The organism is Methylocystis iwaonis, assembly GCF_027925385.1.
In the GTDB taxonomy this organism is placed as follows: Bacteria; Pseudomonadota; Alphaproteobacteria; order Rhizobiales; family Beijerinckiaceae; genus Methylocystis; species Methylocystis iwaonis.
Genome location: NZ_AP027142.1, coordinates 2,781,969 through 2,797,090, shown reverse-complemented (window position 1 = coordinate 2,797,090; position 15,122 = coordinate 2,781,969). Strand labels below are relative to the sequence as shown.

Sequence of the window (15,122 nt, the reverse complement as noted above, 5' to 3'; positions counted from 1 at the left end):
CTCTGCGCGCTTTCTCATCGCTCGCATGATTCCATGCGAGCGGAAAGCGCGCTAGGGACTGCGACGCTGCGGCGTCAACGCATCTGAAGAACGCTCTTTCTCAACTCGCCATTTCCCTCTCCAGGCGCTACACCCCGCGCATGGCTCACGACATCCGTCCCTTTGAAGAAATCCGCATGCTCTTCGCCAATCTTCCGGCGCCGAGCGAAGAGGCCGTCGCCGCCGTGCGGGCGCGCGACGCGCAGCTCACCAAGCCGCCGGGCGCGCTTGGCCGATTAGAGGAGATCGTCGAATGGCTCGCGGCCTGGCAGGGCGTAGCGGAGCCCGCGATCGCGCGGCCGCTCGTCGCCGTCTATGCGGGCAATCATGGCGTCGTGGCGCAGGGCGTCTCCGCCTTTCCGGCGAGCGTCACCGTGCAGATGGTGCAAAACTTCATGAGCGGCGGCGCCGCGATCAATCAAATCTGCAAGGCGCATGACATCGGCCTGAAGGTCTATGAGCTGGCGTTGGAGCGGCCGACCCAGGATTTCACGCTGGCGCCCGCCATGGACGAACGCGAGGCGGCGGCGACTTTCGCCTATGGTTTCGAAGCCATAGAGGGCGGGGTCGATTTGCTCGCGCCCGGCGAGATGGGCATCGGCAATACGACGAGCGCCGCCGCCATTTATGCGGCGCTCTATGGCGGGCCGGCCTCGCGCTGGACCGGGCGCGGCACGGGCGTGGATGAAGAGGGGCTCGCCCGCAAGAATGCGGCGATCGACGCGGCGCTCGCGCTGCACGGGCCGCATCTCTCCGACCCGCTGGAAATCCTGCGCCGCCTCGGCGGACGCGAGATCGCGGCGATGATGGGCGCGATCACGGCGGCGCGGCTCAATAATGTGCCTGTGGTGCTTGATGGTTATGTTGTTTGCGCCGCCGCCGCCTTGCTTCACGCCATGACGCCGGACGCTGTCGCCCATTGCGTCGCGGGCCATGTTTCGCCAGAGGGCGGGCATCGCGAGGTTTTGGCGCGGATGGGCAAAAAACCATTGCTCGATCTGGGGATGCGGCTTGGTGAGGGGTCGGGGGCCGGCTTGGCGATCGCTATCGTCAAGACGGCGCTCGCCTGCCACCGCGACATGGCTACTTTCGAGAGCGCCGGGGTAAGCGGCAAGGACGCTTAGGCCGGCTTACAAACTGTTGTCACATCGGCGTGCACAGCTTGGCAGTGAAACAGGAGCCTGTCGCCAATGAACCCGGACCTTTTGTCCGCAAACCTCTCCCTTGCTTTTATGGCAATTATCGCGGCTGCGCTTCTTGCGCATCTGACCCAGCTCGCGACCAGGCGCCGCCTGTTGCATGGCGTTTATGCCGCGACGGCAGCGGGTCTGCTTTATCTTTTCGGGGAGAAAGCTCTCGGCTGGAGCTTCGTCCCGCGCGACGTCCTACTGGCGGTCTATGCGGCGCTGTTCGTCGCCGTCGCCGGCGCGGCGCTCCTGCGCCGCGGCAAGGGCGAAGACATCCCTTGGATCGGTCTGCTGATCGAGCAGGGCGCGATGGCCTATATTTTCGCGCCCGGGGCCTATTGGAAGCCGCCGCTCGCGGCGCTGTTGCTGCTCTACTTCCTGCTCGAGCTTTTCAGTTGGCTCAAGGGCCGCGAGGAGACGCGCGCGACGGCGGGCGCGTCCACGGACAACCGTCCGCCGCTTTATCCGCCGAAGCGGGTGCGTGGCGCTAGGGAAATGGCTCTCGCGGGCGCGGCGGCGGCTCTTGCCTATGTCTTTGCCATGGGCACGGGTAAAGTTCCGGCACCCCCGGCTCCCGAAGAGCAGGCGAATGTCGAGCAACAGACCGCAGAGTCGCCCGCCAGCGACCAAACTGCGCCCGCCGAGAACCAGACCGCAGAGGCGCCGGCGCCTTCGGAGGAGTCGAAGCCTGCCGAGACCGCCCAGGCCCCCGAGGCGGCGACCCCGCCCGACGCTGCGCCAGCGGAAAAGCCAGCCGCGCCTGAGGATACTTATACCGCGAAGGCGGGCGAGACGCTGAAGACGATCGCCAGGAAGCTCTATGGAAAGGCGGACAAGCTGCGCGCGCTTACCGCCGCCAACCCGGGGATCAAACCGGGCGCGAAGCTCAAGGCGGGGCAGGTGATCAAGCTGCCCGAGCCGCCTGCGAAGTAGTGCAGATGGTTGGTTTGCGCCGGCGATCTTGGGCCACTGGATTGCCGGCGCGCCTCTCGAGGCAGCCGTCAATTGCCACCCTCGCCGCCTTCCACCAGCTTGGACGGGCGCAGCATGTCGACTTCTCAGGGTAGTTTCGAATCTGTGAACAGGGCCTGATAGAGCGTCGAATCCTTACGATCCTCGTTCAACTTAATTCTTACCCTACGCATTGCTGTTTTACGATCGAACAGACGCAAACCAAACCGATTCAACGGCTCCGCAACCGGGCGGAAATATGCGCGCTATAAAAGATTTGCCACCCGCCTTCGATCGCTTCTGGGAAATCGGCGGCGTCCTTGGCTTCGCGACATTCGAGGACTCCGACGGAAGTGAACAGGAGTTTCTCGCGTCGATCTCAGCGATCGTGCCCGACATCGACGGAGCTGCTCTTAGCGCCCTCGGTTTTCGGCGCATCGACGATCGTACGTTTCTGGGAGATTGGTACGATCCTGAAAACAACGCTCTCGTTCGGCGCGGCGTATTCAGAAGCAATGATGGGCTGGAGCTGGTCGACCCGAAGCTTCGGGATCTTTGCGAGACGGAAATCGTCTCGGGCGGCTGGTACATTCCCGACACGGGCGAAGGTGGCCAGTTCGCCTACGCTTTTTCATCGCCTCCTTACCCTCTTTCGGCTCGGCCGAGTGAAATCGAGCAACTCTTTCTTGCCGTCAAAAATTTTATCCTGCCTCCAAACTGCACCCATGAAATCTACGATTGGAGTTCTCCCCGGCTGCCTGAAACGTCGACCTATTTTGACGCCGGCGTCGAATGGTGGGGCGTGTTTCTGTTCACGATATACATCCCCGGGCTCCGACGGCTCACCGCTATAGCGGGCTCGGCGTCCGACTAAGTCGATAACCGTCATTGCGAGGAGCGAAGCGAAGCAATCCAGAGCCGTGTTGCGGCCCTGGATTGCTTCGCTTCGCTCGCAATGACGGGCGACGCTCGCAATGATGGGCGGCTTTAGGCCGGAATAATTAGTTCCCGCTCGGTCATCAGATAATCCAGGCGCTCGTCGTGCGGTTCGGTCGGCACATGGTCGGCCTCCTGGCAGGAATAGGCGAGGCCAACGACCGTTACCGGCTTCCTCGGGCGTAGCTGCGCGAGCGTCGCGTCGTAAATACCGCCGCCATAGCCGAGGCGGAAGCCCTTGCGGTCGAAGGCCGCCAGCGGCGAGAAGATGACGTCGGGGTCGCGCGCCGGCTTGTCTTCGGCCGGCTCGGAAAGGCCGAAGGGCCCTTTCACGAGATCGTCGCCGGGCGCGAAATCCCGGAAGACCAGAGGATGCCGGACCTTGTGCATCACAGGCAGCACGACCCGATAGCCCTTTCGCGCGAGAGCCTCGATCAGCGGGCGGGTGTTGAGCTCGCTGCGAATCGGCCAGTAGACGGAAACTATGGGCGTTTCGAGCCCTGTTGTCGCTGACAGCTCTTCGACGAGCGCGAGGCCGCGGCGGGCGACCGACAAAGCGGCGTCATGAGCTTCCTCATGAGTCACGAGGTCGCGGCGCGCCAGCGCGCGCCGGCGCAATTCTGTCTTCACATCGGTCATTGAGAAGGGGCCGGGAAAGCGAGAGTGAAAGCGCGGGCCACGTGAGCCGTGGGACATCGATCCCGGGAACCTACAACGTAGGTGGGCGCCGTGTGGCCAAGCCCACGGGCAAGGCCAGGGACAGCTCCCATAAGGATCGATAAGGCCCCGGGGAATAATAGTCCTGCACGCACCCCGCAGCGCCGCTCATACAACTTAGCGCGCCCCGCGTCTCGGCGCCAGTGCTCAGGCGTATTCGAGTTCGGCTTGCGTCTCGGGCGTTTCTGCGATCTGGCTGACCGGCAGGCGTTTGATGCGCACGAAGGTGAAGAGGCCGAAGGGCGCCAGTCGCCGGCGCTCCACCAGCCGCATCTCGGGGCGCCTGTCGATCCAGTCGCCGATGATCGCCCAGGGAAATTGCGGGCGCCAGCCGAGCTTGGGCGCGACATGGCGGTCGAGCCAATGCTCGAATATCGCGAAAGGGTCATCCTTGCGGCTGACATGGTTGACGAGGATGATCTCGCCGCCCGGCCGCACCACGCGTCCCAATTCGTCGAGCATGGCCTCCGGCTCCGGCGCCACTGTCAGCACGAAAGGCGCGCAGACGCAGGCGAAGGTCGAATCGGCGAAGCCCATGCGCGTCGCATCCATCTTGCAGAGGGCCACCACATGGCTCAGCCCCTGTCGGCGCACGCGTTCGCTGGCGCGGCGCAGCATCGGCTCGCAGAGATCAACGCCATAGACCTGGTTATGCGGCTCGAACATGGGAAGCTCGAGCCCTGTGCCGACGCCGACGTCGAGAATCGGGCCGTCCGCCTTGGAGGCCGCAGTTGTCAGGGCGCGGCGGCCGGGACGGAACACGGCGGTGAAAGCGAGGTCATAGATCGGCGCCCAGCGCGCGTAAGCGGCCTCGACGTCGCCAGTGTCCAGCGATTCGATCTCGCGGCTCGAATCTGTCGCTTCGGTCATCTCGGCGCCCTTTGCGCGGTTGCGGCGCGCGGCGGCGACGCCATGACGGGAACGCTCTGTCTCGCCGGCTCGACCGCGGCGATGAAGCCGCCGCCCAGCACGCGCGCGCCATCGCCATCGTCGATAGGGTCGTAGAAGACGCAGGCCTGTCCCGGCGACACGCCGAATTCGCCCGTCGCGAAGACGACTGTCGCCTCCTGGCCTTCACGCGCGATGAGCCGCGCAGGGACGGGCGGGCGAGTGGAGCGGACGCGGGCCATAATGTCGATCCCTTGCGGCGGCAATTGAGACAACGCGCCAGGGCCGATCCAGTTCACACCCCGCAAGGCGACGGCGCGCGTTTCCAACGCCTCGCGCGGGCCGACGATGACTTGGGCTTTCGCCGCGTCGATGCGCACCACATATAGCGGCTGCGCGTCACGGCCCGCGACTGCCGCGCCGAGTCCGAGGCCCCGCCTCTGACCTATCGTATAATGCACGACGCCCGCATGACGGCCGAGCACCCGCCCGTCGATATGGACGATCTCGCCCGGCACCACGGCCTGAGGCGCGAGCCGCTGCACGACGTCGGTGTAACGTCCGCTCGGAACGAAGCAAATGTCCTGGCTGTCGGGCTTGTCCGCCACTTCGAGAGAGAAGCGGCGGGCCATGTCGCGCACCTCCGCCTTGGTGTAGTCGCCGAGCGGAAAGCGCAGCATCGCGAGCTGCTCCCGCGTCGTGGCGAAGAGGAAGTAGCTCTGGTCGCGCGAGGCGTCCTTGGCGCGGTAGAGCGCCCGCCCGCCGGCGCCGTCGTCGCGCGAGGAGATATAATGGCCGGTCGCCAGAATATCGGCGCCGAGGTCCTTGGCGGTTTCGAAAAGATCGGCGAATTTGATGAATTGGTTGCAGGCGATGCAGGGGACCGGCGTCTCGCCGCTGGCGTAGGAGGCGGCGAATTCCCCGATCACCCGCTCCTGGAAGCGCCGCTCGTAATCGAGCACGAAATGCGGAATGCCGAGGCGCGCCGCGACCGCGCGGGCGTCCTGAATGTCCTGGCCGGCGCAGCAGGCGCCCTTGCGGTGGGTGGCCTCGCCATGGTCGTAAAGCTGAAGCGTCACGCCGACGACGTCGTAGCCCTGCTCCTTGAGAAGGGCCGCGACAACGCTCGAATCCACGCCTCCCGACATGGCGACGACGGCGCGCGTTGCGCCCGGCGACGCCGGTAGGGTCGAAACGTCATCCGCAGCGCTGGTGCAAATCGTCATAGTCTGGAGGTTACGCCTTGGAGTGATGGGGAGCCGGCGCCTATGCCGCGTCGCGGCAAAAACCCCGGCAAGCTGCCATTTAGAGCATTACCGGGCCGTGAGGCAATCGTATCGGGGAAAGGCGCGCCCATATCAGCGTCATATTGTTCCTGGGCCGCATGGCTGCTAAGACGCCGCAAACTGTAGCGGTGTAAGGATAGGTCCATGGCGGCGATGAAACTTCTGGCGGGCAATTCGAACCGGGCGCTCGCCGAGGCCATAGCGGCGCATCTCTCGATTCCGCTCTGCCGCGCGCATGTGCGGCGTTTCGCTGATCAGGAGATCTGGGTCGAGGTTCTGGAGAATGTCCGTGGCCAGGACACTTTCGTGATCCAGTCCACGTCCTTCCCGGCGAACGACCATCTGATGGAGCTCTTGATCATGATCGACGCGCTCCGCCGCGCGTCGGCCCGCCGCATCACCGCGGTGATCCCTTATTTTGGCTACGCGCGCCAGGATCGCAAACAGGGGGGGCGCACGCCGATCTCGGCCAAGCTTGTCAGCAATCTCATCACCCGCGCCGGCGCCGACCGCGTGCTGACGGTCGATCTCCACGCCGGGCAGGTGCAGGGCTTCTTCGATATTCCGACCGACAATCTTTTCGCCGCGCCGGTGATGGTCGCCGACATCAAAGCGCATCGGCAGTTGAAGAACGTGATGGTCGTCTCGCCCGACGTCGGCGGCGTGGTGCGCGCCCGCGCTCTGGCCAAGCGCATCGATGCGCCGCTGGCGATCGTCGATAAGCGTCGCGAGCGGGCCGGCGAGTCGGAAGTGATGAACATCATCGGCGACGTCGCGGGCCATAACTGCATTCTCGTCGACGACATCGTCGACTCTGGCGGCACGCTCTGCAACGCCGCCGACGCGCTGCTCGCGGCGGGCGCGGAGTCGGTCCACGCCTATATCACCCATGGCGTGCTGTCGGGCGCGGCGGTCGAGCGCATCACCGCCTCGAAGCTCAAGGAGCTCGTCATCACCGACACGATCCGCGAGACCGACGCCGTGAAGGCGGCGCATAATATCCGCGTGATCCCGATCGGCCCGCTGATCGGCGAAGCGATCGCCCGCACGGCGCGCGAGGAGAGCGTGTCGAGCCTGTTCGATTGAGCGGCGGCGCCTTCGGTGGGCGCATGTCATTCCCGGCGGGAGGAATAACAAACCCTACGCAGCCGCGTCATGCCCGCGCTTGTCGCGGGCATCCACGCCAGGACAGGATTCCCGATCGGGAATGACACCGACGTCGTATCACGCTTCTTCGGCCTAGCCCCGTGCGTCGAATGTCCGCACGCTGCCGTCGGCGAAGAAGACCTTCTTCACCAGAAAGACCGCCTTCAGATTTTCCCTGTCCTCGCTCACGAGGCGCCGGCCCTTGTCGTCGAGCTTGCCCGCGTCGATTTGCTCGTCCCAGCGGATCGCGCCGCCTCCGGAGATCAGCGCGCTCACGGCGATTTTCGTGCTGTAGACGGCTCTGTCCTGCTGGTCGGTGAGCTTCATGACGCCCTCGAAGGCGCGGATCGCTTTGCCGGCGAGATTCTCGAAATTGAGGGAAAGCGTCACCCGCGCGCCGGCGTCGCCGCTTTGCGAGATTTCCTTATTCAGAAAGGTAAAAGCGATCGGCGCCGGCGGGTGAGGGAAGTCCGGCTGCGTGGGATTGGGCCTGGGGGAGGCCGGCTCGGCGTCCTCAAGCTTTAGCGGCTCCCCTCTGGCGGCGAGGTCGGGCTTCGCCGGCGGCGTGGGGACATTTTCGACGGCGCCTTTGGGTTCGGCTGGCTTCGCTGTCGCGCCCTTCAGCAGGCGCGACAGCTCCGACTTCTCGGCCGGTTTGATCGCGCCGGGCGCCTCCGCACGTTTTTGCTCGGGAGCCGTTTTGGCCGCCGGCGCAGCGGGTTTCTCGGCGCTCACCAAAGCCGAAAGGCCGTGTTCGACCGACGCGCTGTTTTTCCCGAGGAAATAGCCCGCGGCGCCGCAGGCGAGCCCGACCGCCACGACCAATCCGGCGGAGGGTGTTTTCGAGGCTTGCGGTTTCTTCTTCGCCACGCGGCGGCTCCTGCATGAATCGCTTTTGACGAAAACTCGCGCCAAATGTCAGGCCGCGAAAGGTCCGCCTCTCGCCATGCTTGCCGTTGGGTTAACGAAGCCCAATCATTCGGCTGGCTGCAGGACGGCGCCCACTCGCGCCTCTGTCGCGCCCTCACGGATTTTCGATCGGAGAGGTTCGACGACGAGACCTTGCAGCCAGGACAGCGCGCCGGAGATCAGAAGAATCGGTGCGACCGAGGCGAAGAACAGCTCCCAGCCGCGCATCGCCGGGCTGGCGAAGAGCATGTAGCCGGCGAAGCCGCCCAGCCATTGCACGAGATAGATCGGGTAGCTCAAATCGCCGAGCAGGCGGTCGACACGGGCGAGGGCCGGCCCGGTTTTCAGTTCCGAGAGCGCCACGACGACCGGGACGGTGAGGAAGATATTAAAATAGAAACCCGCTCTGGCCGGGTAGTTCGCCGCCGCCAGGGCGGCTTCCGCGAAGAAATTGATCATCCATAGGCCGAGCACAAGGACGGCGGCGAGGGGCGGGATGCGCAGCGCGCTTTGGCGGCGCCAGAAATAGGCGAGGGCGCCGATCGAAAAACTCATGATCGGGCCGTTAACTGAAAAATAAATTCGGTCGAACGGCAGGTCGTTTAGCGTCGCGGCGAGATGCAAATAAAAGCCGAGCGCAAAGCCGTAGAACGCAAAAGCGGGGCCTCGCGCGAGGAGGAGAAACAGAGCCCCATACATCATGATCTCGATCGAGAGCGACCAGGCTGGTTCGATGAAGATGAACTGATTGGCCCTGAAAAAGATGATCGGGACCACGAGAAGGTTTTGCACGATGTCGGCGAAGGTCGCCGGAAACCCCCACCGCGGCATGAAGCTTGCCGATTGGAGGGGAAAAATCTCGACGGCGAGGAAGGTCAAGAGGCAGGCCGACAGATATGTCGGCCCCAGCCTCAATAACCGGCTGAGCCAGAAGCTCTTGGCGTCGAAGCGATAGCGCTCGTGAAGCGCCGCCGTCATGGCGTAGCTCGACAATATAAAGAAACTTCCAACGGAGTAATATCCGATATGTTTACAATAACTGGCGCCCGAAAGGTGGGAAAAGACGACGCTGAGAGCGAGGAAAAACCTCAAAGACCCGGTCATGGTTAAGAGATGTCCTTAAAGAAGGCATGAAGGCGGGTGAAAGGCTGCCGTTGATCCAGTTTGAGTTGGGGGTCGCTAAAAAAGAATTATTGAACCAGGCAGCAATGGCGCGCCCGCCCGAGATCTCAGCCGCAACGCGCTTTGGCTTGCGAAGGCGGCTCGGCTGGTGCGAAAAGGCGCCGATGACGCAGACCTTCGTTCGAGAACCCGTTCCCGCCCGTTTCAATCTCGCCCGCTACTGCCTGGCGGAAAACGCCCGCCTTCGGCCGGACGCCACCGCCATCACCGTCGTCGGCGACGCAGGCGCGTTGCGCTGGACCCATGCGGAGCTCGATCTTAAAGTGCGCCGGCTTGCGGCGGGCTTCCGCGCGCTGGGGCTCGCGCCCGGCGCCCGCGTCATGATCCGCATGGGCAATGAAGCCAACGCCGCGCTCGCTTATTTCGCGGCGATCGCCGCAGGCTATGTGCCGTTGCTCGCGTCCTCGCAGCTCACCTTCGAGGAAGCGGATTTCCTGCTGAAGGATTGCGGCGCCGCCGTACTGGCGCTCGGCGCGGCTTTCGAAGGGGAGGCGCATGAGGGGAACGCCATCGTGCTGCGCGGCGCCGATCTCGCGCAGCTCGCCGAAAGCGCGCCGTTAGAGGATTACGCCGACACGGGCGCGGACGATCCGGCCTATCTCGTCTACACCTCCGGCACCACGAGCCGGCCGAAAGGCGTGCTCCACGCCCATCGCGCCGCCTGGGGCCGTCGCCCGATGCGGGCGCATTGGACGGGGCTCGGCCCCGGCGACGTCATGCTGCACGCCGGCGCGATCAACTGGACCTATACGCTCGGCGTCGGGATCGTCGATCCCTTATCGGCGGGGGGCTCCGCCGTCCTCTACAACGGCCATCCCGACCCCGCCGTTTGGCCGCGTCTCATCGCCGAGCACCACGCCACGGTCTTCGCCGCCGTGCCCGGCGTCTATCGGCAGATGCTGAAATACGCCGCGCCGGAGATCGCCGATCTTGCCAGCCTGCGCCATTGTCTCTCGGCCGGCGCCGCGCTGCCGCCGAGCCTGTTGGCGGAATGGCGGGCGCGCACCGGCAAGGAGATCTACGAAGCTTTCGGCATGAGCGAATGCTCGACCTTCATTTCCAGCGGACCGACGACCCCGGTGCATCCGGGCTCGCCCGGCCGTCCGCAGCCGGGCCGGGTGGTGGCGGCGCTGCCCCACGAGGGCGGCGAAACGCCGCTGCCGGCGGGCGAGACCGGCGTGCTCGCCGTGCGCCGCGACGAACCGGGCCTGATGCTCGGTTATTGGAACCGCCCGGAAGAAGAGCGCGAGGCGTTTCGCGGCGACTGGTTCGTCTCCGGCGACCTCGTCGAATTCGACGCTGAGGGCTACATGCACCATCACGGCCGCGCCGATGAGGTCATGAACGCCGGCGGCTATCGCGTTTCCCCGGCGGAAGTGGAGAAATGCCTTCTCGCCTTTCCGCATGTCGCGGAAGCCGCCGCGGCGGAGCGCCCCGGCCGCGACGCCGATACGTCGATCATCAAGGCCTATGTGGTGATGCGCGACAATGCGCCCTGCGACGAAGCGGCGATCCTGGCGCATTGCCACGAACATCTTGCTGCTTACAAGCGGCCGCGCGCCGTCGTCTTTCTGGAGGCCTTGCCGCGTAACGCCAACGGCAAGTTGAATCGGAAAGCCTTGCCCGTTTGAGGCGTTGGCCTGAATAGCCTCAGCAAAGAAAAATGGCCCGACCGCGCCGGGGGCAAGTCGGCGTGGTCGGGCGCTCATCCGTCGCGGGGCAATGCGATCGGATGGATCACTCTTTTTCCAGTGTCGGCGCGCAGGACGGCATGTCGCCGGCGCTATGCGCCAGCGGCTGCCGTCGCGACGGCTTCGCGCCTTGGCGCGGCGTCGAACCGCTGATCGCGGCTTTGATCGTCGGCGAGGCTTTGAAGATGACGACCCGGCGCGCTTCGATCGGCACAGGCGCGCCCGTGCGCGGATTGCGGCCCGAGCGCTTATGCTTCTCGCGCACGACGAAGGAGCCAAAGTCGTGCAGCTTGAGGGTTTCGCCCGAAACCAGCGTCGAGACCATCTCGTCGATGACGCAATCCGTGAGGCGCTTTGCCTCGCGCCGCGAGATCCCCTTCACGCGCTCGAAGATCGCCAGGGCGATGTCTTGTCGCGTGAGCGCGCCGCGCTGGCTTTCTTCCCGCTCTTCGGAGGAGCTTGCCGCGGCTTTCAGCCGCGTTTTGATGGGTTCGTCTGCTGTCGACATCAGCATGGCGCCTTCTCCAGCGTCTTGCGCCACAGGTCCATAAACAAGCAGCGACATTGACTTGGAGCGCATTAGAGCGCTTTCGGCGCCTCCCAACAGTGCTGTTGGTCACCATGACTCCATGACTTTCGTCACGGTATGTCGCATTTTACAAGTTGCGTGATACAAACATGGCTGTAGAGGGCTCTCATCCGGAGTCTCGAATTATTTGCGTTGCGTGCAGGGAGTCTCAAGAAATACAATGGATAACGGCATTAACGACGACAAACCGCAGCAGCTTCCCGATAATCTCCCCATCGGATTGATGTTCGATCCGATGGAGCAGATGCGCGAGCTGCTCTTCGGCGCCACGAAGCGAGAGACCGAGCGCCAATTCAACATTCTGGAAGCCAAGTTGGAAGAAACGCGCAGAGAGTTCCTGACGCGCTTCGAAGAACTCGACTCCCGCATCCTCGAACTGTCTCAGGAAACCGAGAAAAACCGGCTGGAGACGATAGAGGCGATCGGCGGCGCGATCGTCGAATTGGGTTACATCATCAAGGCGATGAGCGAGAAGCGGAAGGCTTGACGCGATGTCGGCGCCAAGTGGGATCGAGGCCTTCGAGAAAGTAAAGTCGCTTTTACTTGGAGAGACCGTCCGTCGCCTCGACGAGACAGACGCACGTCTCGACAGGATCGACGCGCGCGTCGGAGACGAGGAGAAATTCGCCATTTCGTCAGGCGACGTCATGGTCGAGGCGTTCAAGCGCGCGGAACATAAACGCCCGCGTGACCTTACCGCCGCGCTGGCGCCTTCGGTCGTCTCGATCGTCCGCGCCGAGATTCGCAGCTCCAAGGATATGATGATCGAGGCCTTGTACCCGATCATGGGCCGTCTCGTGACGGTGACCGTCGCCAGCGCTTTCCGTGACCTCGTCGAGAGCCTCAACGCGCGCATCGAAGCGCTCATTTCGGCGAACTCGTGGCGTATGCGGCTGCGCGCTCTGCTGACCGGCCGCTCGATGGCGGAAGTCGCGCTCGCCGAAGCCGAGGCAGGTCGTTTGAAGCGCGCGCTGCTGCTCGAGCGGGGGAGCGGCCGCCTGCTCGCGATATGGCCCGCGGAGGAAGGCGAGGAGGGCGGCAACGCCGATCTGCAAAGCGGGCTGATTGCCGCCATCACCGAATTCGCTGCGAATGTTTACGCCTATCGAGGCGGCGAATTGCGCATGCTCGACATCGGCTCGGGCATCGTGTTCTTGCGCGCCTCTCCACGCGTGATCGTCGCGGGCGAATTCGGCGGCCAATTGTCGCGTCGAATGGAGCGCCGTCTCGACGACACCTTTCTGTCGATCGTCGAGCGGCACGAGGCGGATGAGGCTTCCTGCACGTCCACCGCTTTGGGCGATATGTTGAATGAAGCGCTCGCCGCAGAGAAATCGAGGCGGAGCAAGGCGCCGCTGATGATTTTCAGCGCCGCGCTGGCGTTTCTCGGCGCGTGGCTCGCCTGGGATTCGATGCTGCACGGATGGCGCGAAAGGCGCATCCGCGAGGCTTATGTCGTGGCGATGGCCGGCCATCCCGCCTTGGGCAAATATCCGCTCCGTCTCGAGATCGACCATCAAGCGGAAATCGTCGTTCTGCGCGGGCTCGCCGCTGACGAAACAGAACCTCGGACGCTCGCCGCGGAACTCATCGAAGCGGCCGAACCCTATCGCGTCGCCAGCGACGTCACCGCGGTTGCGCCTGTCGCGCAGATGGAGGCGCTGCGTGAAGCGCTCGGCGAAGCGCATGCGGCCTTACAGCGCCTCAAGGCCGAACAGGAGGAGCCGCGCGCCAAGCTGCGGCGTTTCACGGACAGTTTCGCGGTCTTCTTCACAGAGCTCGACACGTTTCTCGATCCCGCCGCCGCCGCGGCCGGCCTCGACGAGCTGGCGTCGCTTCTCAAAGCGAGCGGCGAGGGCGTGCGCGTCGTCGGCTATGCCGACGAGGTGGGTACGACGGGGCGAAATAGATTCGTTTCGCGCAAGCGCGCCGAGAGGGTCATCGCGATGCTCGTCGAGCGCGGCGTCGCGCGCAACCGTCTCGCGCTCGTTTGGCGCTCGACATATAATCCCATCGGCGATCCCAATGCGGAGCTGCATAGCCGCCGCGTGTCGTTCGAAATGCCCTTCGCCGGGGAGTTCGCGAAGTGATCTCGGCGAAAGTCATGCTGCTCGGGGACATTGGCGTCGGAAAATCGTCGCTGGCGCGCCGTTTCGTCTTCGATCGCTTCGAGAGCGATTACAAGACGACGATCGGCGTCGATGTGCTCACGCATGACGTCGCCCTCGGCCCCGACTCAAACCATGAAACCTTACGTTTTGTCCTATGGGATACGGACGGGGATTTCGGCCTGCGCATTTTCGAGACGGTCTATCTTGCAGGCGCTTCGGCTGCGATCATCGTCGCCGATGCGACGCGGCCGGCGACGCTCGTGAAAATGGCGGGCCTCGCCTCGCATTTCGAAGAAAGATTTCCCGGCCGCCCGGTGGCGGCGATCGTCAATAAAATCGACCTCGCCCCCGAACTCGCAAGCGACGGATCGCCGTCGCGGCACGACGTCGTTTATACGAGCGCCAAGACGGGGCAGGGGGTGGCGGAGATGTTTCTCTCGCTCGGCCGTGCGATCTGGCGGCGCGCGATGTGAAAGCCCGACCGGGAATCCAGAGCCACAAACGCTGGTGATCGCGCGCTGCGCGAGTGTCGGGAGCGACCGAACCAATCCAACGGATCGCGCATCAATTGCCGTTGGTTGGCTTGGAGCCCGCAGCCGCCTCCGGAACGTCCTTTTGTTGCTTTGCCGCTTCCTTCGCGAGATCGGCTCTGAGCGTCACGATATCGGCGACGAGCCGCTTCTTTCTTTCGTCGAGCGGCTCCTTGACCATTTTCTGGTAATCATCTTTCGACGCGCCATAGAAGGCGACGCCGAGGCTCGCGACTCTTTTTTCCGGCTCCCCGCATTTTATCTCGATGACTTTCACCAGTGTTTCGGCTGGTTCATTCGATAACGGCACAAGGCTTTTCGACTCCGAGACCAGACAATTATCGAAGGCGCTCGACGCTTCGCTCAAAAGCTTCGTGCGTTCGAACTCCACCGCTTTGATCCGATCTTGCGCAACGCTCGCCGCCTCTTCGCCGCGTGGCGCTTGAGCGGCTTGCTCTTTTTCGACTTGATGGCGTTGCCTTTCGGAGGCGGCGGCCTGGTCGAACAAAGAACGGAGCCCGGGCTGCATCGACGCATAGGCGGACCGAATGATCGCGTTCGCTTCGCTCCGACCAAAATCGCCACGGAAAAGCGCGTCGCGCGCCAGATCGATGTGATTGCCGCACGCCGGGCGCAGCGAGCTTTCGATGCGCTCGAAAAGCGCCGCAGGCTCTTTTTTGGCGGCCTGTCTCAGATATTGCTTGGCGCAGTCGGCATAAGCCGCAAAATGCGGCTTCACCTGCGAGGCGATAAATTGATCCGGTCCCGCAAAGACGGGGGAGGATGTCGTTACAGAGAAGCAGCAGACGATTCTGGAGAGAACCCGGACGATTTTGCTCATATCACACCTTCGGAAACGCCAGGGCGCTATGGCGGCTTTGCGCGCTCGTGGGAAACAAGCGCGAGACAGGATGGGCGGGGTTTGAAGCTTTCGAATCGACGTCGCAAGCGAACTATACC

At 64.0% G+C, this 15,122-nt stretch carries 15 protein-coding genes and 1 other RNA gene; 8 read left to right on the top strand and 8 right to left on the bottom strand.

Annotation, left to right across the window (positions count from 1 at the left end; genetic code table 11):
• The first annotated feature begins 140 nt into the window (after positions 1 to 140).
• The 3 genes from cobT to QMG84_RS13470 all read left to right on the top strand — a co-directional run bounded on the left by cobT (position 141) and on the right by QMG84_RS13470 (position 3,051).
• Entirely contained in the window at positions 141 to 1,163 is a 1,023-nt protein-coding gene (gene cobT / locus QMG84_RS13480; RefSeq protein ID WP_281928505.1) for a nicotinate-nucleotide--dimethylbenzimidazole phosphoribosyltransferase, read from the top strand.
• Between the two features lie 66 nt (positions 1,164 to 1,229).
• Complete coding sequence (locus tag QMG84_RS13475; RefSeq protein ID WP_281928503.1) at positions 1,230 to 2,159, top strand: LysM peptidoglycan-binding domain-containing protein; 930 nt, start codon at positions 1,230 to 1,232, stop codon at positions 2,157 to 2,159.
• Between the two features lie 211 nt (positions 2,160 to 2,370).
• On the top strand, positions 2,371 to 3,051 hold the full coding sequence (locus QMG84_RS13470; protein WP_281928501.1) for a hypothetical protein: 681 nt from the start codon (positions 2,371 to 2,373) through the stop codon (positions 3,049 to 3,051).
• 113 nt (positions 3,052 to 3,164) lie between these two features.
• On the opposite strand, the gene QMG84_RS13465 is transcribed toward QMG84_RS13470, so the two are convergent.
• The 4 genes from QMG84_RS13465 to mnmA form a co-directional block, all read right to left on the bottom strand.
• A complete protein-coding gene (locus QMG84_RS13465; protein WP_281928500.1) occupies positions 3,165 to 3,752 on the bottom strand; it encodes a 5-formyltetrahydrofolate cyclo-ligase in 588 nt (195 codons plus the stop codon).
• A 31-nt stretch (positions 3,753 to 3,783) separates the two neighbouring features.
• A non-coding RNA gene (ssrS, locus tag QMG84_RS13460) (6S RNA) lies at positions 3,784 to 3,938 on the bottom strand.
• A gap of 39 nt (positions 3,939 to 3,977) precedes the next feature.
• A complete protein-coding gene (locus QMG84_RS13455) occupies positions 3,978 to 4,700 on the bottom strand; it encodes a class I SAM-dependent methyltransferase (RefSeq protein WP_202073598.1) in 723 nt (240 codons plus the stop codon).
• Positions 4,697 to 5,944 (bottom strand): tRNA 2-thiouridine(34) synthase MnmA, encoded by a 1,248-nt coding sequence (gene mnmA / locus QMG84_RS13450; protein ID WP_202073599.1) that lies wholly within the window; start codon positions 5,942 to 5,944, stop codon positions 4,697 to 4,699. Before mnmA ends, QMG84_RS13455 begins: the two co-directional genes overlap by 4 nt.
• A 204-nt stretch (positions 5,945 to 6,148) precedes the next feature.
• Between mnmA and QMG84_RS13445 the strand changes: the two genes are divergently transcribed.
• A complete protein-coding gene (locus tag QMG84_RS13445; RefSeq protein WP_202073600.1) occupies positions 6,149 to 7,090 on the top strand; it encodes a ribose-phosphate pyrophosphokinase in 942 nt (313 codons plus the stop codon).
• Positions 7,091 to 7,243: 153 nt separating this feature from the next.
• Here QMG84_RS13445 and QMG84_RS13440 read toward each other — a convergent pair whose 3' ends face one another.
• Positions 7,244 to 8,020 carry a hypothetical protein gene (locus QMG84_RS13440; protein ID WP_281928497.1) on the bottom strand — a complete coding sequence of 259 codons (777 nt, stop codon included), beginning with the start codon at positions 8,018 to 8,020 and terminating at the stop codon, positions 7,244 to 7,246.
• Positions 8,021 to 8,125: 105 nt separating this feature from the next.
• Positions 8,126 to 9,163, bottom strand: coding sequence for an acyltransferase family protein (locus QMG84_RS13435; RefSeq protein WP_350356493.1), 1,038 nt, complete (start codon positions 9,161 to 9,163; stop codon positions 8,126 to 8,128).
• Positions 9,164 to 9,345: 182 nt separating this feature from the next.
• On the opposite strand from QMG84_RS13435, the gene QMG84_RS13430 reads away from it, so the two are divergent.
• On the top strand, positions 9,346 to 10,872 hold the full coding sequence (locus QMG84_RS13430; RefSeq protein ID WP_281928494.1) for an acetate--CoA ligase: 1,527 nt from the start codon (positions 9,346 to 9,348) through the stop codon (positions 10,870 to 10,872).
• Between the two features lie 106 nt (positions 10,873 to 10,978).
• On the opposite strand, the gene QMG84_RS13425 is transcribed toward QMG84_RS13430, so the two are convergent.
• Positions 10,979 to 11,446 (bottom strand): integration host factor subunit alpha, encoded by a 468-nt coding sequence (locus tag QMG84_RS13425; RefSeq protein WP_281928493.1) that lies wholly within the window; start codon positions 11,444 to 11,446, stop codon positions 10,979 to 10,981.
• Between the two features lie 235 nt (positions 11,447 to 11,681).
• Between QMG84_RS13425 and QMG84_RS13420 the strand changes: the two genes are divergently transcribed.
• Genes QMG84_RS13420 through QMG84_RS13410 form a run of 3 tightly spaced genes read left to right on the top strand, consistent with a single transcriptional unit; the run spans position 11,682 to position 14,105 of the window.
• Positions 11,682 to 12,008, top strand: coding sequence for a hypothetical protein (locus tag QMG84_RS13420; protein WP_202073605.1), 327 nt, complete (start codon positions 11,682 to 11,684; stop codon positions 12,006 to 12,008).
• A gap of 4 nt (positions 12,009 to 12,012) precedes the next feature.
• A complete protein-coding gene (locus QMG84_RS13415; RefSeq protein ID WP_281928491.1) occupies positions 12,013 to 13,611 on the top strand; it encodes an OmpA family protein in 1,599 nt (532 codons plus the stop codon).
• Positions 13,608 to 14,105, top strand: a complete 498-nt coding sequence (locus QMG84_RS13410; protein WP_281928489.1) for a Rab family GTPase — start codon at positions 13,608 to 13,610, stop codon at positions 14,103 to 14,105. Before QMG84_RS13415 ends, QMG84_RS13410 begins: the two co-directional genes overlap by 4 nt.
• Positions 14,106 to 14,196: 91 nt before the next feature.
• Here the strand turns inward: QMG84_RS13410 and QMG84_RS13405 are convergent, their stop codons facing one another.
• Positions 14,197 to 15,003: a hypothetical protein gene (locus QMG84_RS13405; RefSeq protein WP_281928487.1), complete on the bottom strand. Its 807-nt coding sequence runs from the start codon at positions 15,001 to 15,003 to the stop codon at positions 14,197 to 14,199.
• Positions 15,004 to 15,122 lie beyond the last annotated feature (119 nt).

Excerpts from the sequence above, each read along its gene's own strand:
- QMG84_RS13465 (WP_281928500.1), bottom strand. The coding sequence starts at position 3,752 with ATGACCGATGTGAAGACAGAATTGCGCCGGCGCGCGCTGGCGCGCCGC.
- QMG84_RS13425 (WP_281928493.1), bottom strand. The coding sequence starts at position 11,446 with ATGCTGATGTCGACAGCAGACGAACCCATCAAAACGCGGCTGAAAGCC.
- mnmA (WP_202073599.1), bottom strand. The coding sequence starts at position 5,944 with ATGACGATTTGCACCAGCGCTGCGGATGACGTTTCGACCCTACCGGCG.
- QMG84_RS13435 (WP_350356493.1), bottom strand. The coding sequence starts at position 9,163 with ATGACCGGGTCTTTGAGGTTTTTCCTCGCTCTCAGCGTCGTCTTTTCC.
- QMG84_RS13415 (WP_281928491.1), top strand. The coding sequence starts at position 12,013 with ATGTCGGCGCCAAGTGGGATCGAGGCCTTCGAGAAAGTAAAGTCGCTT.
- QMG84_RS13455 (WP_202073598.1), bottom strand. The coding sequence starts at position 4,700 with ATGACCGAAGCGACAGATTCGAGCCGCGAGATCGAATCGCTGGACACT.
- QMG84_RS13430 (WP_281928494.1), top strand. The coding sequence starts at position 9,346 with ATGACGCAGACCTTCGTTCGAGAACCCGTTCCCGCCCGTTTCAATCTC.
- QMG84_RS13420 (WP_202073605.1), top strand. The coding sequence starts at position 11,682 with ATGGATAACGGCATTAACGACGACAAACCGCAGCAGCTTCCCGATAAT.
- QMG84_RS13475 (WP_281928503.1), top strand. The coding sequence starts at position 1,230 with ATGAACCCGGACCTTTTGTCCGCAAACCTCTCCCTTGCTTTTATGGCA.
- QMG84_RS13405 (WP_281928487.1), bottom strand. The coding sequence starts at position 15,003 with ATGAGCAAAATCGTCCGGGTTCTCTCCAGAATCGTCTGCTGCTTCTCT.
- cobT (WP_281928505.1), top strand. The coding sequence starts at position 141 with ATGGCTCACGACATCCGTCCCTTTGAAGAAATCCGCATGCTCTTCGCC.
- QMG84_RS13445 (WP_202073600.1), top strand. The coding sequence starts at position 6,149 with ATGGCGGCGATGAAACTTCTGGCGGGCAATTCGAACCGGGCGCTCGCC.